This window comes from Streptomyces sp. (genome assembly GCF_035645055.1).
Classification (GTDB): Bacteria; Actinomycetota; Actinomycetes; order Streptomycetales; family Streptomycetaceae; genus Streptomyces.
Genome location: NZ_DASQNH010000029.1, coordinates 43406 through 68689, shown reverse-complemented (window position 1 = coordinate 68689; position 25284 = coordinate 43406). Strand labels below are relative to the sequence as shown.

Below are 25284 nucleotides of genomic sequence, written 5' to 3'. Positions count from 1 at the left end.
ACGGCGAAGGGCCGGAGCCGACGCTCCGGCCCTTCGCCGTGCCGACCGCCTGGACCCCGGCGTCAGGCACCCGCCCCGGACTCCGCGGCGGACCGCGCCCCGAATCCCGCCGCCCACTCCGAGGTCGCCTTCAGACCGCCGAAGGTGTAGAAGTGCACCTTCAGATCGCCGTGCACCGCGGGGTCGTACCCGGCGTCCAGGGCCCGCAGGAACCGGTCGGGGCCGGCCGTGGCCACCAGGTTGGTGAGGGAGAACCCGTATTTGCGGGCGATGGAGGCGCTGGTGCCGACGCCGAAGCGGGTGGCGTACGCCATCAGCCGCCGGACCCCGGCCGGTCCGGGCACGCCGATCCGGACCGGCAGGTCGATCCCGCGCCTGCGCGTCTCGGCCACCCAGGAGAGCACCGGGTCGACGTCGAAGCCGAACTGGGTGATCACATGCCCGCCGAGCCGCCGCCGCGCGAGCGCCGCGGTCTTGTCGGCGAGCGCGGCCCACAGCACGGGGCCGGCGATCGCGGGGTGGCCCTCCGGGTAGCCGCTGACGCCGACGTGGCGGACGCCGTAGCGCTCCAGCAGCCCGGTGCGGATGACGGCGAGCGCGTCCTCGTACGGACCGTGCGGCCGGGAGGGATCTCCCGCGACCACGAACACGTGCTCCCCGGTGCCGTCGGCGCGCAGCCCGTCCAGGAACTCCTCCAGCGCCGCCCGGGAGGCCAGCCGGCGGGCCGAGAGATGCGGGACCGGCACGAAGCCCAGCCGTTTCACGGCCCGCGCGGCGGTCAGGCGCGTCCGCAGATCCTCGTTGCCGAGGAAGGTGACGTTGATGCGGGTGCCCGGCGGGATGAGGTGGTGGGCCTCCTCCAGGTGCGGCACGTCCTTGCCCGTCATCTCCAGGGAGAAGTCGTCCAGCAGTGCGGTGCGCACGGCACAGGGCGCGGTGGGGCCGGGGTTCATCGGGCTCCTTCGGCGTCGGGTACGACGGCTCGCCGGGCCGGGCGTCGCCTTGTGGGCGGCGTCCCGCCGGTACCGCGGACAGCGTACGCGGGCGACGCCACGGCCTCCGCCGCGGGAGATCTGCCGGAACTCGCCGTGACCCGCGTTACTCTGCGCCCGTCCGACGATTCACCCCCTTCATCCCGTTCACCCGGTTCCGGGAGGTCTCATGCCTTCGCGTCTCAATCCGTACCTCAGCTTCGACGGCGATGCCCGGCAGGCCATGGAGTTCTACAAGGAGGTGTTCGGCGGCACGCTCACGCTCAACACCTTCGCCGAGTTCGGCCGGGCGGACGCTCCGGAGGCCGACAAGATCATGCACGGAATGCTGGAGACCCCGGCCGGCTTCACACTGATGGGTGCCGACACCCCGCCCGGCATGGAGTACACCCCCGGCAAGGCCTTCGCGGTGAGCCTGAGCGGCGACGACGACGCCGAGCTGCGCGGCTACTGGGAGAAGCTGTCCGCCGGCGCCTCCGTCTCCGTGCCGCTGGAGAAGCAGATGTGGGGTGATGTGTTCGGCATGTGCACGGACCGCTTCGGAGTCTCCTGGATGGTGGACATCACGGAGCCACCGGCGAACGGCTGACGCGGATCTTGGACTGGCCGTGGGGCCGCCGCTCCCAGTCCTCCATGAACCTGCCGTGCAGACCGTGGCGGCGGGCGAGACCCAGCAGGGTGTCGGTGCGGTAGTAGAAGTCCTCGCGCAGGACCTGGTGTTCGGTGCCCTCGGTGCGATCGAAGGTGAAGTCGAAGAAGCCGTCCGGCTTCAGCACCCGGCCCACGTGCGCCAGGCACTCCTCGATGACCTCCAGCGGCGAGTGGGAGAAGACGCTGTGCGCGTGCACGACGTCGAAGTGCTCGTCCGGCAGGAAGTCCAGCGTCAGGTCCCCGGTGATGGTCAGGTGCGGCAGCTTGTCCTGAAGTCCGCGCTCGGCGAGGGTCTTCTTCGCCGCGATCAGGATGTCCGGGGAGATGTCGATGCCGTAGTAGTTGCCCGCGTCCAGATAGTCGATGAAGCGCCAGCCGCCGCGCAGGTTGCCGCAGCCGATGTCGAGCATCCGGTGCCCGGGCCGCAGGCCGTGCTCCAGGAGGTAGTCGAACTGCATCCGGCCGAGCGCCAGCCAGCGGTCGTGACTGCGGCTGCCGACCGCGGCCTCCGGGTCGCGGCGGGTGTCGGAGGCCATGACCGCCCGGTAGTAGCCGACGTGGTCGGGGTGCTTCAGGCGCAGCCAGGCGTCCCGGCCGGCCCGGCGCACATAGGGCGCAATCCGGCCGGGGTGACGCAGCGCGTAGCCGACCTTGTGGGGCAGCGCGGCGCGGTTGCTGCGCAGCTTGCTCGAAGAGGTGGCGTGCTGTGGCATGGCGGTGTGCCCTCCGTCCGACGGCTTCCACACCATTCTGGGATCAATCGGTCACAGCGCGCCATCGGGCCTCCGCTCCCCGGCGGGCGGAGGCTCCGGTCATGCCCAGGCCGTCACCGGCACGAACGAGCTGTCCTGGCGGAACAGGCCGGTGCCGTCGGAGGGGTCGACCCGGAGCTGGTAGTCGTAGTGGCGCAGATAGTGGCCCGGATAGTTGTACGACTCGAAGCGCACCGAGCCCGACGCGGTGCCGGTGCGGGCGATGAAGGTGGCGTCGCGGGCGAAGGCGGCCGTGCCGTCGTTCGGGTCGAGCCGGGCGCGGAGGCCGTAGTGGCGCACGTAGTTGCCCGCGGAGTCGCGGAACGAGCAGGCACCCGCGTCGGCCAGGCCGGGGACGACGGTGAAGGTGGCCGCCTGCTTGTCGGCGGTGGTGCTGGAACCGGTCACGACAGGCAGGTTCAGCAGGCCGGACTGCCGCTGCCAGTGGCGGGTGGGGAAGTTCGCCGAACGCAGGGAGCGGGTGACGTTCCTCGCGAGGGCCACTCCGCCCGGCACGGTTTCCTTGACCACGGTGAAGTGGCGGGCGGTGCCCGAGATGCCGGGCAGTCTCCTGGGGGCGGTCCACGTGGCGAAGGTGTCGTGACTGTCGCTGTAGTAGTAGCCGCCGTCGCCGTAGCCGTCGAAGAAGATCCGCCAGCCGCCGTTGTCCAGTGGGACGAGCGCGGGGCCTTCGCGGTAGCTTCCCCAGCCGGCCCAGTCGCCGGTGCGGCGGATCGTGTAGGGACCGGCGAGGCTGGTGGCGGTGGCGTACTCGATGTACTTGGTCGTCTCGTTCTTCGGAAAGGCATGGTAGGTCGAGCCGGTCCGCACGATGAACGTGTCGATGTGGTTGGCGCCGATGCCGGACAGGGGCACGGGGGCGGTCCAGGCGGTGAGCGCGGAGTTGGCGGCCCGGAGCAGATACGGCGTGAAGATCCACTCGTCGTCGGTGGTGGAGCAGGAGACGATGAGGTGCACGCTGCCGTCGCCGTCGACGAACCACTCCGGCGCCCAGGCGCGGGAGAGGCGCGCGATCGGCACCGGGTGGTCGTAGAGGAAGGTCCAGTTGACCCGGTCGGCGCTGCGGGCGAAGCCGATGGTGGTGCTGGGGTCCTGCCACGTGTGGGTGGTGTAGGTGAGGTAGTAGTAGCCGTCGGTGTGCCGGAGGATGCTCGCGTCGCGGATGCGGTTGCGCGGCGGGGTGTAGGCGGAGGTCTTCACCGGGCGGAAGTCGGTGGCGTCGTCGGACTGGTAGACGTCGACGGTGCCGTCGTCGCTGTTGCGGAACGGGACGATGGTGTACCGGGTGGCGGAGCCGGCCGGCGGGGCGGCGGCCCGGGCGGCGCCGAGGAGGCCGGGGGCCGGGCCGAGGACGGCCGCGGCGGCGGGCAGCGCGGCCAGCGCTCTGAGCAGCGTGCGGCGGGCCGGGGCGGCGGGGGGACGTGCGGGCATGGCGCGGCTCTCCCTCGACTCGGGGGTGGGGATTCGATACAGGTGTTGCGGCATGTTCGACGAGTCGAACCTGGTTCGGGAAGTCGGTCAGAAAGTAGGGGCGGGACAGGAGCGCGTCAATGGTTTGGACAGGGCCGTTCGCGCCTACCGGGAACGCCGTGGCGCGCGGTGAACGGCCGCTCCCCGCAAAGGCGTTCCCTGTGCGGCCACAAGGGGTTACCGTTCGGTAGACAACGCTCCCGGAGGTGTCCGCGCATGACGCTCGCCCCTGCCGCAGGCCTGGCGGAGACCGCTCGCGCACTGGCCGCCGGGGAGGTGACGTCCCGTACGCTCGTCGCCGAGGCGCTGGCCCGCGTCGAGGCGAGCCAGGCGTCCCTCAACGCCTTCCGGATCGTCCGCGCCGAGGCGGCGCTCGCCGAGGCCGAGGCGGCGGACCGGGAACTGGCCACGGGCGTGCGCCTGCCGCTGCTCGGGGTGCCCGTCGCCGTCAAGGACGACATGGACGTGGCGGGCGAGCCGACCGCGTTCGGGTGCCGGGGGACCTTCCCGCCGGCCGCCGAGGACGGCGAGGCGGTACGGCGGCTGCGGGCGGCCGGCGCGGTGATCGTCGGCAAGACCAACACCTGTGAGCTGGGGCAGTGGCCGTTCACCGAGGGACCCGCGTTCGGCGCGACGCGCAACCCGTGGAGCCTGGACCACACGCCGGGCGGCTCCTCCGGCGGCAGCGCGGCGGCGGTCGCGGCGGGCCTGGTGCCGGCCGCGCTCGGCTCGGACGGGGCCGGTTCGGTGCGCATTCCCGCCTCCTGGACCCATCTGGTCGGCATCAAGCCGCAGCGCGGGCGGATCTCGACCTGGCCGCGCGGCGAGTCGTTCCAGGGCATCACGGTCAACGGCCCGCTCGCCCGCACGGTCGCGGACGCGGCCCTGCTGCTGGACGCGGCGAGCGGCAACCACGCGCGTGACCCGCACCGGCCGCCGGCGCTGCGGATCTCCGAGGCGGCCGGCCGCGACCCCGGCCGGCTGCGCATCGCCCTCTCCCTCAGGCCGCCGTTCACCGCGCTGCCCGCCCGGCTCGACCCGGAGATCCGCGCCCGGGTCACCGAACTGGCCGAGAGGCTGGGCGCGTTGGGCCACACGGTCGAGGAGGCGGACCCGCCGTACGGGCAGATCGGGCTGGCCTTCGTCCCCCGGGCCACCGCGGGGATCGCCGAGTGGGCGCGCGAGGCGCCCGATCCGGCGCTGCTCGACCCGCGCACCCGGAGCGCCGCCCGGCTCGGCCGGGTGCTCGGCGGGGCTCCGCTGAAGACGGCGCGGCGGGCGGAGGCGGTGCTGCACCGCCGTATCGGCCGGTTCTTCACGGCGTACGACGTGGTCCTCGCGCCCACGACGGCCACTCCCCCGCCCCGGATCGGCGCCCTGCTCGGGCTGGGTCCGCTGGCCACCGACCGGGCGATCATCGCCGCGTGCCCGTACGCCTGGCCGTGGAACGTGCTGGGCTGGCCCGGTGTCGGTGTGCCCGCCGGTTTCGTCCGCGGCGGGCTGCCCGTCGGGGCGCAGCTGCTCGGCCCCGCGCACAGTGAGCCCCTGCTGGTGTCGCTCGCCGCCCAGCTGGAGGCGGAGCTGCGCTGGCACGAACGGCGCCCGCCGCAGCGGTCGGTGACGGAGTCCCCGGCGGTGTGAGCCAGTCGGCGCCGCCGTCCGGGCCGCCGCAAACGTGGCCCCGTGACAGCGCTGACCGACGACACCACCCCGGGCCGCCGCGGCCCCTTCGCGACCACCGAGGCCGATCCGCGCGCCCGTCGGCCCGGTGCGCACCGAGTACTCGCCCGCGCACGACGGGGATCCCGATCCCGGGGAGGTCGTGTGGACGTGGGTGCCGTCGAGGAGAACGACGGCCGGGGCAAGGACCGTCCGGTGCTGGTGGTGGGCCGGGAGGCGGCGGGGACGTTCCTCGCCGTGCGGCTGCCGAGCAAGCGGCACGACGGCCGGCGGGACTGGGTGCCGATCGGGCACGGGCCGTGGGACCGGTCGGGGCGGGACTCGTGGGTGGACGTGGACCGGGTGCTGCGGCTGCATGAGAAGGGCATGCGGCGGGAGGCCTGCGCGCTGGACCCGACGCGGTTCGGCCTGGTGCGGCAGCGGCTGCGGGAGCGTTACGGCTGGAGCTGACGCGGCGCGGCGGGGAGAGCGCCGCGCTCCCTGTATTGACCGTGCCCGGACAGGGCGCTAGCTTCCCCCTCACTGTAAGGAAACTTTCCTAACCGCTGTGCGACATCGGTCGACCCCCCAGGGAGGATGTCATGCGCAGAACAATCCGCACGGTCCCCACTCTCCTCGCCGGCGCCCTGATCGGCGCCCTCGGCCTCTCCCTCACCCCGCCCCCGCCCCCCGCGGCCGCCTCCGCCGCCGGCGCCACCGCCGGCACCCCCGCCGCGGTGAACGGCCGCCTCACGGTGTGCGGCGTCAAGCTCTGCAACCAGCACGGCAAGCCCGTCCAGCTGCGCGGAATGAGCAGCCACGGCCTCCAGTGGTACAGCCAGTGCCTCACCGACGGCTCCCTGGACGCGCTCGCCCACGACTGGAACGCCGACGTCCTGCGCATCTCCCTCTACGTCCAGGAAGGCGGCTACGAGACCGACCCGCGCGGGTTCACCGACCGGGTGCACCGGCTCATCGAGAAGGCCACCGCCCGCGGCATGTACGCCCTCGTCGACTGGCACCAGCTGACCCCCGGCGACCCGCACCACAACCTGGAGCGCGCCAGGACGTTCTTCACGGAGATCGCCCGGCGCCACCGCGGCAAGACCAACCTGTTGTACGACATCGCCAACGAGCCCAACGGCGTCAGCTGGTCACGGATCAGGTCGTACGCCGAGCAGCTCATCCCCGTGATCCGCGCCCAGGACCCGGACACGCCGATCCTGATCGGCACCCACGGCTGGGGCTCGCTCGGTGTCTCGGACGGCCGCGACGAGAGGGATGTCGTCGACAACCCGGTCCGAGCGAGCAACATCATGTACACGTTCCACTTCTACGCCGCCTCGCACGGCCAGGAGTACCTGAGCGCGCTCGACCGGGCCTCCGACCGGATCCCCGTCTTCGTCACCGAGTTCGGCACCCAGGAGGCCAGCGGCGACGGACCGAACGACTTCGGCCGCGCCCAGCAGTACCTCGACCTGATGGCCCGCAAGAAGATCAGCTGGGTCAACTGGAACTACTCCGACGACCACCGCTCCGGCGCGGTGTTCAAGCCCGGCACCTGCGCCGGCGGCGGCCCCTGGGCGGGGAAGACCTCCCTCAAGCCGGCCGGCGTCTGGATCCGCGACCGGATCAGGACTCCGGACGACTTCCCGGCGAACTGAGCGACGCGCCCCGGAGCCGGGGCTCCGGGAACGTCCGGGCGAACGTCTCGCGGACGACCGCGCCTCTCGTCCGGTCCAGCACCGCGAACACCACGTGCTCGAAGCGGTCCGCGAACCGGCCGCCGGGCCCGAGGAGGCCATGGAAGGCACCCGCCACCTGGTCCGGGTCGTTCTGGAAGACGCCACAGCCCCAGGCGCCCAGCACCAGGCGCCGGTACCCGTGGGCGGCGGCCGTCTCCAGGACCCGCTCGGCGCGGGTGGCGAGGGCATGGGGCAGCTCGGCGGCCCGGTGCGGTGCGGTGCGCCGGACGACTCCGGCGTTCGGCGCCGCCGCGGCCAGGAACCCGGCGGCGAACGGCTCGCCGAGCAGCCGGCCGCGGTCGTCGCGGAAGACGGGGACGGCGGGCGCGTGGACGACCCGGTCCGTGTAGAACGGGTCGCGATGGGTGCGGTGGTGGTCGTAGAACTCCGCGGCCCGCAGCAGGCAGGTGTACAGGGCGGAGGCGCGGCACAGGGCCTCCTCCTGGGCCTGGGCGCCGTTGAGATAGCCGCCGCCGGGGTTGCGGGCGGAGGCGAAGTCGAGCACCGCCGTTCCGGGGCCGAGGCGGCGGGCGGCCTGGAGGCTGCTCTCGCCGGTGACCTCGATCAGGGTGGTGTGCGTACCCGGCGCGGGCGGCACCGGCACCGGGTCCGGGCCGTGGGTCCGCGTGCCCGCCCGGGCCGCCTCGACCGCGTCCGCCAGGAACACCTCCCGGCCGTCCGGCGCCCGGTAGGCCCCCGCCGCCACGATCTGCTCCGTCTCGCGGGCGATGCCGCGCAGGCGCGCGCTCACGGCGCCACCCCCGTAGCCGCCGCGACCGCGCGCCCCGCGGCCTCCCCCGTCGTGCTCATGAACGCATCCTGAGCGATCCTGGTCCTGCGGTGCAACGGAGTTTCCCGGCCCCGGCAACAGCGGGCATCCCGCCGGAAAACGCCGGTTTCCGGCCCCGAACCGCCCCGACACCCGTCCCGGACCTCCGGATTTGCCCCCTTGTGCGAGCGAGCCCGAACGTCTTGGGTGGGACAGGTGTGCCGGCCCGGGCGCCCGCGGCCCCGGACCGGCGGCAGGAGGAACCTCAGAAGGGATCCCGATATGTCCGATGCGGCAAGCGACTGTACGCGGACCCGCGCCACCGTCACCGAGGCGGAGGTGGAAGGGCTGGTCCGCGGTATCTGCTTCAAGACCGGGCCGCCGCGCTCCGTCGGTGTCGAGCTGGAGTGGCTCGTCCACGAGCTGCGGCGACCGCAGCTGCCCCTGACGTCCGAACGACTCGAAGCGGCCTTCGCCGCCGCGCGTGCCGCGCCCCTGGCGTCCGCGCTCACCGTGGAACCCGGCGGCCAGCTGGAGCTGAGCTCGCCGCCCGCCGCCTCCCTCATGGAGTGCGTGCGCACCGTCTCCGCCGACCTGGACGCCGTCCGCGCGGCCCTGCGCGAGCGCGGCCTCGGCCTCGCCGGCATCGGCCACGACCCGTGGCACGCGCCCCGCCGGTTCCTGCGCGAGCCGCGCTACGACGCGATGGAGACCGCCCTCGACCGCACCGGACCGGCCGGCCGCGCCATGATGTGCGCGTCGGCCTCCGTGCAGGTCTGCCTGGACGCCGGGTACGAGGAGCCCGGCCCGCTCGGGCATGTGCGGCGCTGGTGGCTGGCCCACCAGCTGGGCGCGGTGCTGGTGGCCGCGTTCGCCAACTCCCCGATGGCCGGGCACCGGCCCACCGGCTGGGTGTCCACCCGACAGCTGCGGTGGGCGGAGATCGGCGCCGGACGGGCGGGCGCGCCGGCGCTGGACGCCGATCCGCGCGGTGCCTGGGCCCGCCGGGTCCTGGACGCGCCGGTGATGTGCGTGCGGCGCGAGGGCGGCCCGTGGGACGTGCCGGACGGACTGAGCTTCCGGGACTGGACCCGGTCGGGCGCCCCCCGGCCGCCGACCCCGGACGATCTCGACTACCACCTGACGACGCTGTTCCCGCCGGTCCGGCCGCGCGGCCATCTGGAGCTGCGGATGATCGACGCGCAGCCCGGCGACGACGGCTGGATCGTGCCGGTCGCCGTGACGACGGCGCTCTTCGACGACCCGGAGGCCGCCGAGACCGCCTATCGCGCGGTGAAGCCGCTGGCCGAGCGCTCCCTCGGGCTGCCCGCGCCGCACAATCCGCTGTGGCTCGACGCGGCCCGCCACGGGCTGGCCGACCCGGAGCTGCGCGAGGCGGCCGCGGTGTGCTTCGCGGCGGCGCTGGAGGCGCTGCCCCGGCTGGGCGCCGCGCCCGAGGTGACGGACGCCGTCGGGGCGTACCGCGATCGCTATGTGGTGCGGGGCCGCTGCCCCGCCGACGACCTTTTGGACCGGCTGCTCGGGACGGACCGCTCCGGGTCCGGGCCACGCCCGGCCGGCGAGCTGCCCCTGCCGCACGGGAAGGACCTGCGCTGATGACCGACACCGCCCCCGAGATGGCCTCGGACATCGATCCGGAGGCGTTCCGCGAGCGGGCCCTGGCCTCGCTGACCACCGCCCGCGACCGCACCACGCTGCTGACCACCTGTGTCGACGAACCCGATCTGACCGCCCAGCACTCCCCGCTGATGTCCCCGCTGGTCTGGGACCTCGCGCACATCGGCAACCAGGAGGAGCTGTGGCTGCTGCGGGCGGTCGCCGGGCAGGAGGCGATCCGGCCCGAGATCGACACCCTGTACGACGCCTTCGAGCATCCGCGCGCGGAGCGGCCGTCGCTGCCGCTGCTGCCGCCCGCCGAGGCCCGCGCCTACGCCGCGCAGGTGCGCCGCCGGGTCCTGGACGTGCTGGAGGGCACCGCCCTCCACGGCACCCGGCTCACCGAGGCGGGGTTCGCCTTCGGGATGGTCGCGCAGCACGAACAGCAGCATGACGAGACGATGCTGATCACCCATCAGCTGCGCAAGGGCCCGCAGGCGCTCACCGCGCCCGACCCCGAGCCGGTCGCCGTGTTCACCGGGCCGTCCGAAGTGCTCGTGCCCGGTGGCCCGTTCACCATGGGCACCTCCTCGGAGCCGTGGGCGCTGGACAACGAACGGCCCGCGCACCGGCGGGAGATACCGCCCTTCTTCATCGACACCACTCCGGTCACCAACGGTGCCTACCTGGCGTTCATCGAGGACGGCGGCTACGAGGACCCGCGCTGGTGGACGGCCGAGGGCTGGACGCACATCCGCCGCCACTCCATCTCGGCCCCGCTGTTCTGGCGCCGGGACGGCGGGCAGTGGCTGCGCCGCCGGTTCGGGGTGACCGAGGTGGTGCCGCCGGACGAGCCGGTGCTGCACGTGTGCTGGTACGAGGCGGACGCGTACGCCCGCTGGGCCGGGCGGCGGCTGCCCACGGAGGCCGAGTGGGAGAAGGCGGCCCGGTACGACCCCGTGACCGGTGGCTCGATGCGCTACCCGTGGGGCGACGCCGACCCGGGGCCCGAGCACGCCAACCTCGGCCAGCGCCATCTGCGCCCGGCCCCCGCCGGGAGCTATCCGGCCGGCGAGTCCCCGCTGGGCGTACGGCAGTTGATCGGTGACGTGTGGGAGTGGACGGCGAGCGACTTCCTGCCGTACCCCGGGTTCCGGGCGTTCCCGTACAAGGAGTACTCGGAGGTGTTCTTCGGGTCCGACCACAAGGTGCTGCGCGGCGGTTCGTTCGCCGTGGACCCGGTGGCCTGCCGGGGCACCTTCCGCAACTGGGACTATCCGATCCGGCGGCAGATCTTCTCCGGCTTCCGCACGGCCCGCTCGCAGGACGTCTGATGTGCCGACATCTCGCCTACGTGGGCCCCGCCGAGCCGCTCGGCGCCCTGCTGGTGGCGCCGCCGCACGCGCTGTACCGGCAGTCGTGGGCGCCGCGGCACCAGCGGTACGGGACGGTCAACGCCGACGGCTTCGGCGTGGGCTGGTACGCCGACGGCGACCCCGTACCGGCCCGCTACCGGCGCGCCGGGCCCATCTGGGCCGATCTGTCGTTCGCGGATCTGGCCCGGGTCGTGCGCACCCGGGCCCTGCTCGCCGCCGTACGGGACGCCACCCTGGCGGGCGCCGACGCCGAGGCCGCGGCCGCGCCGTACACCGCGGGCCGGTGGCTGTTCAGCCACAACGGTGCGGTGCGGGGCTGGCCCGGGTCCCTCGCCGCGCTCTCCCGGAGCCTGCCGCCCGAGGATCTGCTGTCCCTGGAGGCCCGCAACGACTCGGCGCTGGTCTGGGCGCTGGTCCTGGCCCGGCTGCGGGCCGGGGACGACCCGGGCCGGGCGCTCGCCGACACCGTCCCTGAGGTCGCCGCGGCGGCCCCCGGCTCCCGGCTCAACCTGCTGCTGACCGACGGCACGTCCGTCACCGCCACCACCTGGGGCGACACCCTGTGGCACCTGGTCCGGCCGGGCGGCGGCACGGTCGTGGCGTCCGAGCCCTACGACGACGACCCCCGCTGGACCGAGGTCCCGGACCGCACCCTGGTCACCGCGAGCCCCACCGAGGTGCGCCTCGCCCCGCTCAAGGAGCCGAGCCACTCCCCGGCCCCCGCACCGCTCAAGGAGCCCCACACGTGAGCCCGTTCCATCTCACCCGCACCCTCCCCGAGGACGCCACGGACGCCGCCCTGCGCGCGGACGTCCTGCACGGCCTGACCGCCGACCCCAAGACGTTGCCGCCGAAGTGGTTCTACGACGCGCACGGCAGCGAGCTGTTCGAGCGGATCACCGAGCTGCCCGAGTACTACCCGACGCGCGCGGAGCGGGAGGTCCTCATCGCCCGCGCCGCCGACATCGCCGCCGCGACCGGCGCCCGCACCCTGGTGGAACTGGGCTCCGGATCCTCCGCCAAGACCCGGCACCTCCTGGAGGCGTTCCCCGGCCTGAACGTCTATGTGCCGGTCGACGTCAGCGAGAGCGCCCTCACCCAGGCCGGGCAGGCACTCGTCGCGGAGCGGCCCGGCCTGGCCGTGCACGCGCTGATCGCCGACTTCACCGCCCGCCTGGAGCTGCCGGATACACCGGGGCCCCGGCTGCTGGTGTTCCTCGGCGGCACGATCGGCAATCTGCTGCCCGCCGAGCGGGCCGAGTTCCTGGCCTCGGCGCGCGCCCTGCTCGCCCCCGGCGACGCCCTGCTGCTCGGCACCGACCTGGTCAAGGACGAGGAGGTGCTGGTCCGGGCGTACGACGACGCCGCGGGGGTGACGGCCGCGTTCAACCGGAACGTGCTGTCCGTCGTCAACCGGGAGCTGGGCGCCGACTTCGATCCCGGCGCCTTCGAGCATGTGGCGCTGTGGGATCCCGAGCGGGAGTGGATCGAGATGCGGCTGCGCTCCCGGCAGGCGCAGACGGTGAAGATCCCGGCGGTCGGCCTGGCCGTCGAGTTCGCCGCGGGCGAGGAGCTGCGCACCGAGGTGTCGGCGAAGTTCCGCGAGGAGGGGGTGCGCGCCGAACTGGCCGCCGCCGGGCTGGAGCTGACGCACTGGTGGACGGACGGCGAGGGCCGCTTCGCGCTGTCGCTGAGCGTCGCGCGGTAGGCCGGGAGTCCACGCGCCGGGCCGGGCCCGTGCGGCAGGCCGTGGGTTCAGCTCGCGGGAACCGTCAGCGCCTCGGTGATCCGCTGCGAGGCGCGCCGGGCCTCGGTCGCCGGGTCGGCGCCGGTGAGCACCTTGGTCATGTACTCCTTGATGGGGTTGTCCGCCTCGACGTTCGCCCAGTCGGGTGTGGCGGGCGTCGCCCGTCCCCGTGCCGCCCCGGCGGCCATGGCGGCGACGCCCTCCTCGGCGGCGACCCGGCCGGCCAGCGTGGTCTTGTTGGGCACGTAGTTCATGGTGCGGGCCAGCTCGGTGTTCCACTCGGCCCCGGCGAGGGCCTCCACGACGGCGACCGCGCCGTCGCGGACGTCGGTGTTCTTCGGTACGACGAGGTCGGAGCCGCCGGTGAAGACGGCGCCGGGCCGGCCGGCGCTCTTGCCGGGCACGGGGAAGAAGCCGAGCTTGCCCTCCAGGCCGGGGTTCTGCCGCACGACGGCCCGGGCGAGCCCCGGCACCGCGACGATCTGCGCCACCCGTCCCCCGGCGAACACCCCGGCTTGCGGCGGGTGTTCCTCGTCGGCGTCGACCGGGCCCGCGCCGAGCGCCTGGAGGCGGCGGTAGAAGTCCATGCCGCGCAGGGCGGCCGGGGTGTCGAGGGAGCCGCGCCAGCTGCCGCCGTTCTCCTCGGCCAGGTCGCCGCCCTCGTCCCAGATGAGCCCGGCGAGCGTGTACCAGTCCTGGCCCGCGAGGTAGATGCCCTGGTCGCCGCCGGAGTTCAGCTTCCGTGTGACCTCCAGCCACTCCTCGCGGGTCCTGGGCGGGGCGGTGATCCCGGCCTGCTCGAAGAGGTCCTTGCGGTAGATGACGACGCGGTTGGCGGCGTACCAGGGGATGCCGTACTGCGCCGACAGCTGCTGTCCGGGCTCGGCGAGGCCGGGCAGCCAGTCGCGCATGCCCCAGTCCCGCATCGACTCCAGGGTGAGGTCGAGCAGCCCGCCGCCCTCGATGTACTGCGGGACCTGTGTGTTGCCGACCTCGATCACATCGGGCGCGTCCGCGGCGTCGGACTCCAGCGCGGTGTGCACCTTCTCGCCGATGCCGGTCCACTCCTGGATGCGGATGTCCAGGTCGAGGTCGCCGTGGGCGCGTTCGAACTCCTCGGTGAAGCGGTCCAGGAACTCCTCGGAGGCGCTGTCCTTCATCAGCCAGACGACGACGGTGCGCCGCTCCTGCCCGGTGTCGCCCGGCAGCACACCGCAGCCGGTGACGAGCGAGGCGGTCAGGGCGCCGGAGAGGGCGAGCAGGCGGCGACGTCTCACGAGGGGTCCTGTTCTGTCTGGGGACAGGGCTCTGTCCGGGGACAGGGCGACGGAAGCCCGACGTGGGGGGACGAGCCGGGGCTCGTACGGGTGTGCGTGGGATTTTGGTATGGACCAATGCGGAGGTCAAGGGATTGGCGGCGGGAGTCCGACGCCTCGCGGTCCGCCGCGGCTTGGGGCACGGTGGAGTGACGCGTGACACAGCCGTCACGGCGGAGAGGAGCACTCCATGTCGAACCACACCTACCGGGTCACCGAGATCGTCGGCACCTCCCCCGAGGGCGTGGACCAGGCCGTCCGCAACGGCGTCTCCCGCGCCTCACAGACCCTGCGCAATCTCGACTGGTTCGAGGTGACCCAGGTGCGGGGGCAGATCGAGAACGGGCAGATCGCGCACTGGCAGGTGGGCCTGAAGGTGGGCTTCCGGCTGGAGGACGCGGACTGACGCGAGGACGCGGACCGACGGGCCCGGGGCCCGTCAGGTCCGCCCCTCCCGCTCCTGGGCGGCCTTCAGCTCACCGGAGGGGGTGGCCCAGCGCGCCCGCAGGACGGTGAACCCGGCCCGCTCGGCGTCCTCGCACACCAGTTCGTCATCGTCGACGAGCACGCGGATCTCACGGGTCCGGGCGAGGCGGCGCAGGACGTCCAGCTTGGTGAAGCGGGCGGGCCTGCGGTCTCCCCTCCCCCCGCCCTCCGGCCCGGCGTCCCGCCGCATGTACACCCGCCCCTCGGGCAGGCCGTGCGCGGCCAGCCAGTCGAGCGTGTCGCGGCGGCACCGCTCGGGCCGCCCGGTCAGATAGACCACCTCGCACTCGCGGGCGCTCTCCAGCGCCAGCGCGACCCCCTCCGGGAGCGGCGGGTCCTGCGGCGCGGCGGCGAAGAAGGCGTCCCAGTCCCGGGGCCTGCGTTCCAGGAAGTGCTGCCGGTGCGCGGTGTCGGCGAGGGTGTTGTCCAGGTCGAACACGGCCAGCGGAGCCTTGGTGCGGTGCGTCACGCTCTCCACCCTAGACACATCGGGAATGCGCGCGCGGCGCAGGCGTTGAACCGGAGGTGAGCTCCGTGATCGCCGCGACCCGTTTCTCCGTGCTCGACCGCTCCCGCACCCGTGAAGGGCGCCCGGACGGCGAGGCGCTGCGCGACACCGTGCGCTTCGCACGGGAGGCGGAGCGGCTGGGCTACCACCGCTTCTGGGTGTCGGAGCACCACGGGGTGCCCGGCGTCGCCGGTTCCGCGCCGACCGTGCTGGCCGCCGCCGTGGCCGGCGCGACCCGGACCATCCGGGTGGGCACCGGCGGCGTGATGCTGCCGAACCACCGACCGCTCGTCGTCGCCGAGCAGTTCGGGGTACTGGAGTCGCTGTTCCCCGGGCGGATCGACATGGGTCTCGGCCGCTCGGTCGGCTTCACCGACGGGGTGCGCAAGGCGCTGGGCCGCGACAAGGGGGACGCCGAGGACTTCGCGGCCCAGCTCCAGGAGCTGCTGGGCTGGTTCCGCGGCACGTCGCCGACGGGCGTGCGGGCCCGGCCGTCCGAGGGGCTGAGCGTGCCGCCGTTCGTACTGGCCATGGGCGAGGGCGCCACCATCGCGGCCCGCGCGGGCCTGCCGATGGTCATCGGCGATCTGCGCGACCGGGAGAAGATGCGGCGCGGCGTCGACCACTACCGCGCGCACTTCCGCCCCTCGCCCTGGGCGAGCGAGCCGTATGTGGTGATCTCCGGCACCGTCGCGGTCGCCGCCACGCCCGAGGAGGCCCGGCGGCTGCTGATCCCCGAGGCCTGGTCGATGGCGTACTCCCGCACCCACGGCACCTTCCCACCGCTGCCGCCGGCCGGGCGGGTGGACGCGCTGGAGATGAGCGCGAAGGAGCGGGGGTTCTACGAGTCCGGTCTCGCCGGACAGCTCGCGGGCACCGAGGAGGAGGTCGCCCACGAGCTGGAGACGGTGCTCAAGGAGACCGGCGCGCAGGAGGTGCTGGTCACCACCAGTACGTACGACCGCGAGGCGCTGCTGGACTCCTACCGGCGGCTGGCCCGGATCGCCGGAATGTCCCCGGCGTGGAATCGCGGGGTTTGTCCCACCCAGACGCGCACGGAGTTCCCCGGATGACCAGCCCGCACGATCCGTACGTCCGCGTCCGCGGTGCCCGCGAGCACAATCTGCGGGACGTCGACGTCGACATCCCCCGGAACGTGGTCGCGGTGTTCACCGGCGTGTCGGGCTCCGGGAAGTCGTCGCTGGCGTTCGGCACGGTCTACGCGGAGGCACAGCGCCGTTACCTCGAGTCGGTCGCCCCGTACGCCCGCCGGCTGATCCACCAGGCCGGCGCGCCGAAGGTCGGCGAGATCACCGGACTGCCGCCGGCCGTCTCGCTGGAGCAGCGCCGCTCGGCGCCCACCTCCCGCTCCTCCGTCGGCACCGTCACCCATCTCTCCAACTCGCTGCGGATGCTGTTCTCCCGGGCGGGCGACTGTCCGCCGGGCGCCGAGCGGCTGGACTCGGACGCCTTCTCCCCCAACACGGCGGCCGGAGCGTGCCCGGAGTGCCACGGGCTGGGCCGGGTGCACCGGACGACGGAGGAGCTGCTGGTCCCCGACCCCTCGCTGTCGATCCGGGACGGCGCGATCGCGGCCTGGCCGGGCGCCTGGCAGGGCAAGAACCTGCGGGACATCCTCGACACCCTCGGCTACGACGTCGCCCGGCCGTGGCGCGAGCTGCCCGCCGAGCAGCGGGAGTGGATCCTCTTCACCGACGAGCAGCCGGTGGTCACCGTCCACCCGGTGCGGGACGCTGACCGTATCCAACGGCCCTACCAGGGCACGTACACGAGCGCCCACCGGTACGTGATGAAGACGTTCGCCGACTCCAGGAGCCCCACCCTGCGGGCCAGGGCGGAGCGGTTCCTGACCAGCGCGCCCTGCCCCGGGTGCGGCGGCAGCCGGCTGCGCCCCGAGGCACTCGCGGTGACGTTCGGCGGCCGCACCATCGCCGAGCTGGCGGCGCTGCCGCTCGCGGAGCTGGCGGGCGTGCTGGACGGCACCTCGCAGACCGCGCGTGTGCTCACCGGCGACCTGAAGTCCCGTATCGCGCCGGCGGTCGAACTGGGCCTCGGCCATCTGAGCCTGGACCGGGCGACCCCCACCCTCTCCGCGGGCGAACTCCAGCGGCTGCGGCTGGCCACCCAGCTGCGTTCGGGGCTGTTCGGCGTGGTGTACGTCCTGGACGAACCGTCCGCGGGACTGCACCCGGCGGACACGGAGGCCCTGCGCACAGTGCTGGAGCGGCTGAAGGCGGCCGGGAACTCGGTCTTCGTGGTCGAGCACCACCTCGACGTCGTGCGGGGCGCCGACTGGATCGTGGACGTGGGCCCGCGCGCGGGCGAGCACGGCGGGCGGGTGCTGTACAGCGGGCCGGTGGCGGGACTGGCCTCGGTCGCCGAGTCGGCCACGGCTCGTTTCCTCTTCGACGGCTCCCCCGCCACGGCGCGCCCGGTGCGGGAGCCGCGCGGGCGGCTGAAGGTCGGTCCCGTCACCCGGCACAATCTGCGCGGTGTGACGGCCGAGTTCCCGCTCGGGGTGTTCACGGCGGTCACCGGGGTGTCGGGTTCCGGGAAGTCGACGCTGATCGCCGAGATCACCGAGGAACTGCCGGGCGTCGGGCGGCTGCTGTCGGTCGACCAGAAGCCGATCGGCCGGACCCCGCGCTCCAACCTGGCGACCTACACCGGACTCTTCGACGTGGTGCGCAAGGTGTTCGCGGCGACCGACGCGGCCCGGGAGCGGGGGTACGGCGTCGGCCGGTTCTCCTTCAACGTGGCGGGCGGACGCTGCGAGACCTGCCAGGGCGAGGGGTTCGTCAGCGTCGAGCTGCTGTTCCTGCCGGGCACCTACACCCCGTGTCCCGACTGCGGCGGGGCCCGCTACAACGCGGAGACGCTCCAGGTGACGTACCGCGGCCGGACCATCACCGAGGTGCTGGACCTGACGGTCGAGGCGGCGGCGGACTTCTTCGCCGACACCCCGCCGGTGGCCCGCAGCCTCGCCGCCCTGCTCGACGTCGGCCTCGGCTATCTGCGGCTGGGACAGCCCGCGACCGAGCTGTCCGGCGGCGAGGCCCAGCGCATCAAACTGGCGAGCGAACTCCAGCGCGGGCGCCGGGGCCCCACCCTGTACCTCCTCGACGAGCCGACGACCGGACTCCACCCGGCCGACGTCGAGGTGCTCATGCGGCAGCTGCACGGCCTGGTCGACGCCGGGCACACCGTGATCGTCGTCGAGCACGACATGTCCGTGGCCGCGGGCGCCGACTGGGTGATCGACCTGGGCCCGGGCGGCGGCATCGAGGGCGGCCGGATCGTGGCGGCGGGACCGCCGGCGGAGGTGGCGCGGACCCCGGAGAGCCGGACGGCGCCGTACCTGGCCCGCGCACTGCCGTAGGCCGCCTCACGCCACCAGAGCCGCATGCGTCCAGCACGGCTGCGCGGTCCGGACCGGCTGGGCGGCCCGGGCCAGGGAGCGGCGGTCCGGATACGCGCCGGGCGGGACGAGAGGACGTACGGCGACCTCGGCCACCACGTGCCGGGCCGCGGCCACCCGCCACAGGGAGGCGAGCAGCGAGTCGTCGCCGACGAAGGCCGGGGCGGTCGTGGCGGGGCCGTCGGCGAGGCGGTAGCGGATGCCGACCGGCTGGACGGGCACGCCCGCGTCCAGCGCGGCCTGGAAGACGGCCCGCCGGAACTCCCCCTGCGCCCGCCCGCACCAGGTGCTCCCCTCGGGGAAGACCCCGACCGCAGCCCCGGCCCGCAGGGCGCCCGCGATCCGGGCCACCGTCTCCGGCAGCGCGCGCAACCGGTCCCGCTCGATGAACAGCGCCCCGCGCGCGGCCAGCGGCCCGGCGACCGGCCACCGCCGTATCTCCGTCTTGGCGAGCATCCGGGCCGGGCGGACGGCGGCGAGCAACGGGACGTCCAGCCAGGAGATGTGGTTGGCGACCAGCAGCAGCCCGCCGTCGGGCGGTGCGGCCCCGGTGATCCGGACCCGCACCCCCGCCGCCCGCACCAGCGCCCGGCACCACCGGCGCACCAGGCACGCCGGAACGCGGCCGCCGAGCGGGGACAGGGCGATCCCGGCGAGCAGCAGGGCCGTGACCGCCGTGAGCCGCAGCACGGCGCGCGGTACGGCCCGCAGGCGGGCCGTCGCCTCCACGCAGGCGCCCGGGGTGCACGGCGCGCTCGGCAGCCAGGCGCTCATCAGGCCGGGACGAGGGAGAGGAAGTGCCGCAGATAGCGCGGGTGGATCCGGCGCATCGACAGCAGCACGTACAGGTCGGCGACACCGAAGGCCGCGTCGTGCGCGGGCTCCCCGCACACCCAGGCGCCGAGCCGGACATAGCCGCGCAGCAACGGCGGCAGCTCGGTGCGGCCGGCGGGGCGGGCCACGCCCTCGGCCGGCCAGGGCAGCAGCGGACGTATCCGGTACTCCTCGGGCGCGAGGTGCCGCTCGCGCACGCGGTCCCAGGCGGCCGCCGCGAGCGCGCCGCCGTCGGCCAGCGGGATCGAGCAGCAGCCCGCCAGCCACTCGTGGTCCCGGTCGGCCATGTAGCGGGCGATCCCCGCCCAGATCAGCCCGATCACGGCGCCGTCGCGGTGGTCGGGGTGCACGCAGGAGCGGCCGACCTCGACCAGGCCGGGCCGGATCGCGGCCAGCGGGGCGAGGTCGAACTCACCCTCGGAGTAGAGCCGGCCGGCCACCGCGGCCCGCTCGGGCGGCAGCAGCCGGTAGGTGCCGACGACCTGGCCGGTGGTCTCCTCACGGACCAGCAGATGGTCGCAGTAGGCGTCGAAGGCGTCGATGTCCAGGCCCGGCTGCGGGCTGGTCAGCAGGGCACCCATCTCCCCCGCGAAGACGTCGTGCCGCAGCCGCTGCGCGGCCCGCACGTCCTCCTCGTCACGGGCGAGGGACACGGCGTAACGGACGGACGCCGCGGGCTGCGGGGGACGGTCGAGCGTGGACACACCGGTCATGGCTCACTCCTGGTGGGGCCGGAAGGGGGGACGGAGGTGCTACCCCCGTTTCTTCCGGGCCCGGTTGGCGTGCACGTGACCGGCCGCTGAACGCGCCCCGAAGGGGCGCGGGGCACTGCGCGACCGGCCACACCGGTCCCGCGCACCCCGGCGACGGCCGCACCCCCACGGCGCTACCGCTTCACCTTCCGCGTGGCCCGCAACCACTCCTTGTTCATGCCGGTGATGGACATCAGCGGAATGCCCTTCGGGCAGGCGGTCGCGCACTCGCCGGCCAGCGTGCACCCGCCGAAGCCCTCCTCGTCCATCTGCGCCACCATGTCCAGCACCCGCGTCTCCCGCTCGGGCGCGCCCTGCGGCAGCACGTTGAGGTGGTTGACCTTCGCCGAGGTGAACAGCATCGCCGCGCCGTTGGGGCAGGCCGCCACACACGCCCCGCAGCCGATGCACTCGGCGTGCTCGAAGGCGAAGTCGGCGTCCGGCTTCGGCACCGGCGTGGCGTGCGCCTCGGGCGCGGAGCCGGTCGGCGCGGTGATGTAGCCGCCGGCCTGGATGATCCGGTCGAAGGCCGAGCGGTCCACGACCAAGTCCTTGATCACCGGGAACGCGGCGGCCCGCCACGGCTCGATGTCGATGGTGTCGCCGTCCTCGAAGGACCGCATGTGCAGCTGGCAGGTGGTGGTGCGCTCGGGTCCGTGCGCGTCACCGTTGATCACCAGCGAGCACGCGCCGCAGATGCCCTCGCGGCAGTCGTGGTCGAAGGCGACGGGGTCCTCCCCCTTGAGGATGAGTTCCTCGTTGAGGGTGTCGAGCATCTCCAGGAAGGACATGTCGGGGGAGATGCCGTCCACCTCGTACGTGGACATGGCGCCATCGGCGTCGGCGTTCTTCTGCCGCCAGACGCGCAGGGTGAGCTTCATGCGTAGCTCCGCTGGGTGGGGTGGACGTACTCGAAGACCAGGTCTTCCTTGTGCAGAACGGGCGCCTCGCCGGTGCCGGTGAACTCCCAGGCCGCGGCGTAGGAGAACTCCTCGTCCTTGCGGGCCGCCTCGCCGTCCGGGGTCTGGGACTCCTCGCGGAAGTGGCCGCCGCAGGACTCGGTGCGGTGCAGCGCGTCGAGGCACATCAGCTCGGCGAGCTCCAGGTAGTCGACGACGCGGTTGGCCTTCTCCAGCGACTGGTTGAACTCCTCGCCGGTGCCGGGCACCTTGATCCGCCGCCAGAACTCCTCGCGGATCTGCGGGATCCGCTCCAGTGCCTTGCGCAGCCCGGAGTCGGTGCGGGCCATGCCGCAGAACTCCCACATGAGTTCGCCGACCTCGCGGTGGAAGGAGTCGGGGGTGCGGTCGCCGTCGACGGCGAGGAGCAGGTTGATCCGGTCCTCGGTCTCGGCCAGCACCTCCTGCACGACGGGGTGTTCGTCGGTCACCTCGTCCTGGTGCGGGTGGCGGGCGAGGTAGTCGTTGATGGTGGCCGGCAGGACGAAGTAGCCGTCGGCGAGGCCCTGCATGAGCGCCGACGCGCCGAGCCGGTTGGCGCCGTGGTCGGAGAAGTTGGCCTCCCCGATGGCGAACAGTCCGGGGACGGTGGTCTGGAGGTCGTAGTCGACCCACAGGCCGCCCATCGTGTAGTGCACGGCCGGGTAGATCCGCATCGGGACCTCGTACGGATCCTCGTCGGTGATCCGCTGGTACATGTCGAAGAGGTTGCCGTACTTCGCCTCGACGGCCTTGCGGCCCATCCGCTGGATGGCGTCCGCGAAGTCGAGGTAGACGCCCTGCCCGCCGGGGCCGACGCCGCGCCCCTCGTCGCAGACGTTCTTCGCGGCGCGGGAGGCGATGTCCCGCGGGACCAGGTTGCCGAAGGACGGGTAGATGCGCTCCAGGTAGTAGTCGCGCTCGTCCTCGGGGATCCGGTGCGGCGGCCGGGTGTCGCCCTTGGCCTTGGGCACCCAGATCCGGCCGTCGTTGCGCAGCGACTCGCTCATCAGGGTGAGCTTGGACTGGTGGTCGCCGGTGCGCGGGATGCAGGTGGGGTGGATCTGGGTGAAGCACGGGTTGGCGAACCAGGCGCCGCGCCGGTGCGCCCGCCAGACGGCGGTCGCGTTGGAGTTCATGGCGTTCGTCGACAGGTAGAAGACGTTGCCGTAACCGCCGGAGGCGATGACGACGGCGTCCGCGAAGTACGTGTCGATCTTCCCGGTGATCAGGTCGCGGGCGACGATGCCGCGCGCCCGCCCGTCGACGACGATCAGGTCCAGCATCTCGGTGCGCGGGTGCATCTCGATGTTGCCCGCCGCGATCTGCCGGCTCAGCGCCTGGTAGGCGCCGAGGAGGAGCTGCTGGCCCGTCTGGCCGCGGGCGTAGAAGGTCCGCGAGACCTGGACGCCGCCGAACGAGCGGGTGTCGAGCAGGCCGCCGTACTCGCGGGCGAACGGCACGCCCTGCGCGACGCACTGGTCGATGATCTCGACGGAGATCTGCGCGAGCCGGTGCACATTGGACTCGCGGGCGCGGAAGTCGCCGCCCTTGACGGTGTCGTAGAAGAGGCGGTGGACGGAGTCGCCGTCGTTGCGGTAGTTCTTCGCCGCGTTGATGCCGCCCTGCGCGGCGATCGAGTGGGCGCGGCGCGGGGAGTCCTGGTAGCAGAACTGGACGACGTGGTAGCCCTGTTCGGCGAGGGTGGCGCCGGCCGAGCCGCCCGCGAGCCCGGTGCCCACGACGATCACCGTGTGCTTGCGCCGGTTGGCGGGGTTGACCAGCTTGGCCTCGAAGCGGCGCCTGTCCCAGCGCTCGTGGATCGGGCCGGACGGGGCCTTGGTGTCGGCGACCGGCTCGCCGGTCGGGTAGTCGGCGTAGGTAGTCATGGTCAGTTCACCACTCCGGTCATGACGCCCACGGGTACGGCGATGAAACCGGCCGTGAGCAGCAGCGCGAGGACGTTGGCGATGGTCTTCAGGGCGCGGTCGCGGGTGCGGCTGCCGACACCGAGGGTCTGGGCGGCGCTCCAGAAGCCGTGCCGGATGTGCAGGCCGACGGCGAGCATCGCGACGATGTAGATGACGTTGCCGTACCAGGTGGAGAAGGTGTCGACGACGTTCTCGTAGGGGTGGCCCGCCTGGAAGCCGCCCGGGTGGACGTGCCCGGTGGTCAGGTCCAGGACGTGCCAGACGATGAACAGGCCGAGGATGATCCCGCCCCAGCGCATGGTGCGCGTGGCGTAGGAGGCCCGCGGCTTCTTGTGCACGTACTTGCCGGGGCGCGCCTTGATGTCGCGGCGGCTGAGCTGGTACGCGGAGACGGCGTGGGCGACGACCGCGACGAGCAGGACGATCCGGACGAGCCAGAGCGTCCACTCGTAGTGCATGAACGGTTCGCCGACCGTGCGCAGCCAGTGCCCGTAGTGGTTGAACTCCTCCGGGCCGAAGAAGATCTTCAGGTTGCCGATCACGTGGGCGACCAGGTACAGCAGCATGATCACGCCGCTGACGGCCATCACTGTCTTCTTGCCGACGGAGCTGTCCCACATCGCGCGTGCCATGGACGGCCGTCGGCCCGTCCGCGTTGCCAGAGCCATGTGACAGCACGCTAGGCGGGGCACCCCTGATCGGTCCAAGACATGGTCCGGCTCGTTCCCATAGAGCGGGCCTATGCTGAGAGGATGCAGTTCCAGCAGCTCCACTACTTCGTGGCCGTCGCGGAGACCCGGCACTTCACCCGGGCCGCCGAGCTGGTGCACGTCGCCCAGCCCTCGCTGTCGCAGCAGATCAAGGCGCTGGAGCGGGAGCTGGGCGCCGATCTGTTCCTGCGGGCGCGGGGCAACATCACGCTGACGGACGCCGGGGAGGCGCTGCTGCCGCTGGCCCGGCGGATCCTCGCCGACGCGGACACGGCGCGGCACGAGGTGCAGGAGCTGGTGCAGCTGCGGCGCGGCCGGGTGCGGCTGGGCGCCACCCCGAGCCTGTGCACGGGTCTGCTGCCCGACGTGCTGCGCGCCTTCCACGACCGCTACCCGGGCATCCGGTTGCTGATCGAGGAGGGCGGCTCGCACGATCTCGTACGGCATCTCGCGCGCGGCGCCCTCGACCTCGCCCTGGTCGTCCTGCCGCTGCCGACGGCGTCCCCGGCCCTGACCACGGTGGAGCTGCTGCGCGAGGACCTGGTCGTGGTGTCCTCGCCGGAGGCGCCCCGCCCGGGCGACGGGCGGCGCACCGTGCGCGTCGCCGACCTGGAGGGCGAACGTCTGGTGATGTTCCGGCACGGCTACGACCTGCGGGAACTCACGGTCGCCGCGTGCCGTGCCGAGGGCTTCGAACCGGATTTCGCGGTGGAGGGCGGGGAGATGGACGCGGTGCTGGGGTTCGTGCGGGCGGGCCTGGGCGTGGCGGTCGTACCCCGGATGGTGGCGGCGCGGTCGGGGCGCGGGCTGCGGGTCACTCCGCTGGCTCGGCCGGGGCTGCATCGGACGATCGCGCTGGCTCACCGCAGCGATGTGGCTCCGCCTCGGGCCGCCAGGGAGTTGCAGCGGATGTTGCTTGAGCGGTGAGCGTTCGAGCGGTGAGCGTTCGAGGCGGTGCGCGTCGGCGCCGTCGCGGGTCGGCGCCGACGCGGGTCGGCGCCGACGCGGGTCGGCGCCGACGCGGGTCGGCGCCGACGGCGTCCGCGGGTTCGTCGGGGTTGCTCGCGCAGTTCCCCGCGCCCCTTACGGCCGGCGGTGTGCCGCCGCCTGCCGGATCTCCCCCAGCGGGATCTTCGCCTGTTCACAAAGGGTGGCCAGGTCGAAGTAGATGGCCTCGCCCGCCATCAGCCCGTCCCGGAAGGGGACGACGTTGGCGAAGGGCACCTCGAAGGACCCGCCGCCCGGGGGGACCCCGAGCCAGTCACCGCGGCTGGTGCCGCGCAGCGTTCCCCAGACGGCGATGACGTCGTCGCCGTAGGCGATGCCCTCGTCCTCGGGGGCGAGGTCCGGGAACGCGGTGAAGTACTGCTGCTGGTAGGCGGCGCGCACGGCGTCCGTGCCCTGGCTGCGCAGCCCGAGCGCCTTCGTCTCCAGGAAACAGCCGCTGACGAACGTCCTGAGGATGCCGTCGATGTCCCGGGCCGCCTCCGCGGCGCGATGGGCCTCGAAGAGGCGGCGCATCTCGGTGGTGTCCATACCCGTGCTCCCAGCCGTGCCCCGTCGGGTCCTCT

General features: G+C 73.5%; 23 protein-coding genes and 1 pseudogene. 12 read left to right on the top strand and 12 right to left on the bottom strand.

The annotated features are described in order from the left end of the window. Positions 1-62: 62 nt before the first annotated feature. Positions 63-953, bottom strand: coding sequence for a methylenetetrahydrofolate reductase (locus VE614_RS09245; RefSeq protein WP_324934575.1), 891 nt, complete (start codon positions 951-953; stop codon positions 63-65). A 208-nt stretch (positions 954-1161) separates the two neighbouring features. Between VE614_RS09245 and VE614_RS09240 the strand changes: the two genes are divergently transcribed. Beyond that, on the top strand, positions 1162-1581 hold the full coding sequence (locus VE614_RS09240) for a VOC family protein (protein WP_324934573.1): 420 nt from the start codon (positions 1162-1164) through the stop codon (positions 1579-1581). On the opposite strand, the gene VE614_RS09235 is transcribed toward VE614_RS09240, so the two are convergent. Beyond that, positions 1556-2356, bottom strand: coding sequence for a class I SAM-dependent methyltransferase (locus VE614_RS09235; RefSeq protein WP_324934571.1), 801 nt, complete (start codon positions 2354-2356; stop codon positions 1556-1558). The genes VE614_RS09240 and VE614_RS09235 overlap by 26 nt on opposite strands. A gap of 99 nt (positions 2357-2455) precedes the next feature. Continuing rightward, positions 2456-3847: an AbfB domain-containing protein gene (locus tag VE614_RS09230; protein WP_324934569.1), complete on the bottom strand. Its 1392-nt coding sequence runs from the start codon at positions 3845-3847 to the stop codon at positions 2456-2458. 255 nt (positions 3848-4102) lie between these two features. On the opposite strand from VE614_RS09230, the gene VE614_RS09225 reads away from it, so the two are divergent. The 3 genes and pseudogenes from VE614_RS09225 (at position 4103) to VE614_RS09215 (ending at position 7209) form a co-directional block, all read left to right on the top strand. Continuing rightward, a complete protein-coding gene (locus tag VE614_RS09225; RefSeq protein ID WP_324934567.1) occupies positions 4103-5527 on the top strand; it encodes an amidase in 1425 nt (474 codons plus the stop codon). A 42-nt stretch (positions 5528-5569) separates the two neighbouring features. After that, positions 5570-6016: pseudogene (locus VE614_RS09220) on the top strand (type II toxin-antitoxin system PemK/MazF family toxin). 131 nt (positions 6017-6147) lie between these two features. After that, positions 6148-7209: a glycoside hydrolase family 5 protein gene (locus tag VE614_RS09215; RefSeq protein ID WP_324934565.1), complete on the top strand. Its 1062-nt coding sequence runs from the start codon at positions 6148-6150 to the stop codon at positions 7207-7209. On the opposite strand, the gene VE614_RS09210 is transcribed toward VE614_RS09215, so the two are convergent. Continuing rightward, a complete protein-coding gene (locus tag VE614_RS09210) occupies positions 7178-8041 on the bottom strand; it encodes a TIGR02452 family protein (RefSeq protein WP_324934562.1) in 864 nt (287 codons plus the stop codon). The genes VE614_RS09215 and VE614_RS09210 overlap by 32 nt on opposite strands. Positions 8042-8341: 300 nt before the next feature. Between VE614_RS09210 and egtA the strand changes: the two genes are divergently transcribed. Genes egtA through egtD form a run of 4 tightly spaced genes read left to right on the top strand, consistent with a single transcriptional unit; the run spans position 8342 to position 12760 of the window. Continuing rightward, positions 8342-9676, top strand: coding sequence for an ergothioneine biosynthesis glutamate--cysteine ligase EgtA (gene egtA, locus VE614_RS09205; RefSeq protein WP_324934560.1), 1335 nt, complete (start codon positions 8342-8344; stop codon positions 9674-9676). Beyond that, positions 9676-11010 carry an ergothioneine biosynthesis protein EgtB gene (egtB, locus tag VE614_RS09200; RefSeq protein ID WP_324934558.1) on the top strand — a complete coding sequence of 445 codons (1335 nt, stop codon included), beginning with the start codon at positions 9676-9678 and terminating at the stop codon, positions 11008-11010. Before egtA ends, egtB begins: the two co-directional genes overlap by 1 nt. Beyond that, positions 11010-11801, top strand: coding sequence for an ergothioneine biosynthesis protein EgtC (egtC, locus tag VE614_RS09195; protein WP_324934556.1), 792 nt, complete (start codon positions 11010-11012; stop codon positions 11799-11801). Before egtB ends, egtC begins: the two co-directional genes overlap by 1 nt. Beyond that, entirely contained in the window at positions 11798-12760 is a 963-nt protein-coding gene (gene egtD, locus VE614_RS09190) for an L-histidine N(alpha)-methyltransferase (protein ID WP_324934553.1), read from the top strand. Before egtC ends, egtD begins: the two co-directional genes overlap by 4 nt. Positions 12761-12807: 47 nt before the next feature. Here egtD and VE614_RS09185 read toward each other — a convergent pair whose 3' ends face one another. Further along, positions 12808-14076, bottom strand: a complete 1269-nt coding sequence (locus VE614_RS09185; protein ID WP_414719548.1) for an extracellular solute-binding protein — start codon at positions 14074-14076, stop codon at positions 12808-12810. A gap of 229 nt (positions 14077-14305) precedes the next feature. Here VE614_RS09185 and VE614_RS09180 point away from each other — a divergent pair, with 229 nt between their 5' ends. Next, entirely contained in the window at positions 14306-14521 is a 216-nt protein-coding gene (locus tag VE614_RS09180; RefSeq protein ID WP_324934551.1) for a dodecin, read from the top strand. A gap of 33 nt (positions 14522-14554) precedes the next feature. Here the strand turns inward: VE614_RS09180 and VE614_RS09175 are convergent, their stop codons facing one another. After that, complete coding sequence (locus VE614_RS09175; RefSeq protein ID WP_324934549.1) at positions 14555-15070, bottom strand: hypothetical protein; 516 nt, start codon at positions 15068-15070, stop codon at positions 14555-14557. Positions 15071-15126: 56 nt separating this feature from the next. On the opposite strand from VE614_RS09175, the gene VE614_RS09170 reads away from it, so the two are divergent. Then, positions 15127-16182: an LLM class flavin-dependent oxidoreductase gene (locus tag VE614_RS09170; protein ID WP_324934547.1), complete on the top strand. Its 1056-nt coding sequence runs from the start codon at positions 15127-15129 to the stop codon at positions 16180-16182. Continuing rightward, entirely contained in the window at positions 16179-18509 is a 2331-nt protein-coding gene (locus tag VE614_RS09165) for an excinuclease ABC subunit UvrA (protein WP_324934545.1), read from the top strand. The genes VE614_RS09170 and VE614_RS09165 overlap by 4 nt, the downstream gene beginning before the upstream one ends. A 6-nt stretch (positions 18510-18515) precedes the next feature. Here VE614_RS09165 and VE614_RS09160 read toward each other — a convergent pair whose 3' ends face one another. From VE614_RS09160 to VE614_RS09140, 5 genes are all read right to left on the bottom strand, one after another. Next, positions 18516-19322, bottom strand: a complete 807-nt coding sequence (locus VE614_RS09160) for a lysophospholipid acyltransferase family protein (protein ID WP_324934543.1) — start codon at positions 19320-19322, stop codon at positions 18516-18518. Beyond that, on the bottom strand, positions 19322-20095 hold the full coding sequence (locus tag VE614_RS09155) for a GNAT family N-acetyltransferase (protein ID WP_324934541.1): 774 nt from the start codon (positions 20093-20095) through the stop codon (positions 19322-19324). The genes VE614_RS09160 and VE614_RS09155 overlap by 1 nt, the downstream gene beginning before the upstream one ends. Positions 20096-20268: 173 nt before the next feature. Further along, on the bottom strand, positions 20269-21015 hold the full coding sequence (locus tag VE614_RS09150) for a succinate dehydrogenase/fumarate reductase iron-sulfur subunit (protein WP_324934539.1): 747 nt from the start codon (positions 21013-21015) through the stop codon (positions 20269-20271). Further along, on the bottom strand, positions 21012-22961 hold the full coding sequence (locus tag VE614_RS09145) for a fumarate reductase/succinate dehydrogenase flavoprotein subunit (RefSeq protein ID WP_324934537.1): 1950 nt from the start codon (positions 22959-22961) through the stop codon (positions 21012-21014). The genes VE614_RS09150 and VE614_RS09145 overlap by 4 nt, the downstream gene beginning before the upstream one ends. Positions 22962-22963: 2 nt before the next feature. After that, a complete protein-coding gene (locus VE614_RS09140) occupies positions 22964-23635 on the bottom strand; it encodes a succinate dehydrogenase (protein ID WP_324934619.1) in 672 nt (223 codons plus the stop codon). 120 nt (positions 23636-23755) lie between these two features. Here VE614_RS09140 and VE614_RS09135 point away from each other — a divergent pair, with 120 nt between their 5' ends. Continuing rightward, positions 23756-24640 carry a LysR family transcriptional regulator gene (locus VE614_RS09135; protein ID WP_324934535.1) on the top strand — a complete coding sequence of 295 codons (885 nt, stop codon included), beginning with the start codon at positions 23756-23758 and terminating at the stop codon, positions 24638-24640. Between the two features lie 156 nt (positions 24641-24796). Here the strand turns inward: VE614_RS09135 and VE614_RS09130 are convergent, their stop codons facing one another. Then, the gene (locus tag VE614_RS09130) at positions 24797-25249 is read right to left on the bottom strand and encodes an ester cyclase (protein ID WP_324934533.1); all 453 of its coding nucleotides are present in this window, start codon (positions 25247-25249) and stop codon (positions 24797-24799) included. Between the last annotated feature and the right edge of the window lie 35 nt (positions 25250-25284).

What these genes read in the sequence shown, in the direction of transcription:
- VE614_RS09245 (WP_324934575.1), bottom strand. Translation starts at nt 953, where the DNA reads ATGAACCCCGGCCCCACCGCGCCCTGTGCCGTGCGCACCGCACTGCTG.
- VE614_RS09240 (WP_324934573.1), top strand. Translation starts at nt 1,162, where the DNA reads ATGCCTTCGCGTCTCAATCCGTACCTCAGCTTCGACGGCGATGCCCGG.
- VE614_RS09235 (WP_324934571.1), bottom strand. Translation starts at nt 2,356, where the DNA reads ATGCCACAGCACGCCACCTCTTCGAGCAAGCTGCGCAGCAACCGCGCC.
- VE614_RS09230 (WP_324934569.1), bottom strand. Translation starts at nt 3,847, where the DNA reads ATGCCCGCACGTCCCCCCGCCGCCCCGGCCCGCCGCACGCTGCTCAGA.
- VE614_RS09225 (WP_324934567.1), top strand. Translation starts at nt 4,103, where the DNA reads ATGACGCTCGCCCCTGCCGCAGGCCTGGCGGAGACCGCTCGCGCACTG.
- VE614_RS09215 (WP_324934565.1), top strand. Translation starts at nt 6,148, where the DNA reads ATGCGCAGAACAATCCGCACGGTCCCCACTCTCCTCGCCGGCGCCCTG.
- egtA (WP_324934560.1), top strand. Translation starts at nt 8,342, where the DNA reads ATGTCCGATGCGGCAAGCGACTGTACGCGGACCCGCGCCACCGTCACC.
- egtB (WP_324934558.1), top strand. Translation starts at nt 9,676, where the DNA reads ATGACCGACACCGCCCCCGAGATGGCCTCGGACATCGATCCGGAGGCG.
- egtC (WP_324934556.1), top strand. Translation starts at nt 11,010, where the DNA reads ATGTGCCGACATCTCGCCTACGTGGGCCCCGCCGAGCCGCTCGGCGCC.
- VE614_RS09180 (WP_324934551.1), top strand. Translation starts at nt 14,306, where the DNA reads ATGTCGAACCACACCTACCGGGTCACCGAGATCGTCGGCACCTCCCCC.
- VE614_RS09165 (WP_324934545.1), top strand. Translation starts at nt 16,179, where the DNA reads ATGACCAGCCCGCACGATCCGTACGTCCGCGTCCGCGGTGCCCGCGAG.
- VE614_RS09160 (WP_324934543.1), bottom strand. Translation starts at nt 19,322, where the DNA reads ATGAGCGCCTGGCTGCCGAGCGCGCCGTGCACCCCGGGCGCCTGCGTG.
- VE614_RS09155 (WP_324934541.1), bottom strand. Translation starts at nt 20,095, where the DNA reads ATGACCGGTGTGTCCACGCTCGACCGTCCCCCGCAGCCCGCGGCGTCC.
- VE614_RS09150 (WP_324934539.1), bottom strand. Translation starts at nt 21,015, where the DNA reads ATGAAGCTCACCCTGCGCGTCTGGCGGCAGAAGAACGCCGACGCCGAT.
- VE614_RS09145 (WP_324934537.1), bottom strand. Translation starts at nt 22,961, where the DNA reads ATGACTACCTACGCCGACTACCCGACCGGCGAGCCGGTCGCCGACACC.
- VE614_RS09140 (WP_324934619.1), bottom strand. Translation starts at nt 23,635, where the DNA reads ATGGCACGCGCGATGTGGGACAGCTCCGTCGGCAAGAAGACAGTGATG.
- VE614_RS09135 (WP_324934535.1), top strand. Translation starts at nt 23,756, where the DNA reads ATGCAGTTCCAGCAGCTCCACTACTTCGTGGCCGTCGCGGAGACCCGG.
- VE614_RS09130 (WP_324934533.1), bottom strand. Translation starts at nt 25,249, where the DNA reads ATGGACACCACCGAGATGCGCCGCCTCTTCGAGGCCCATCGCGCCGCG.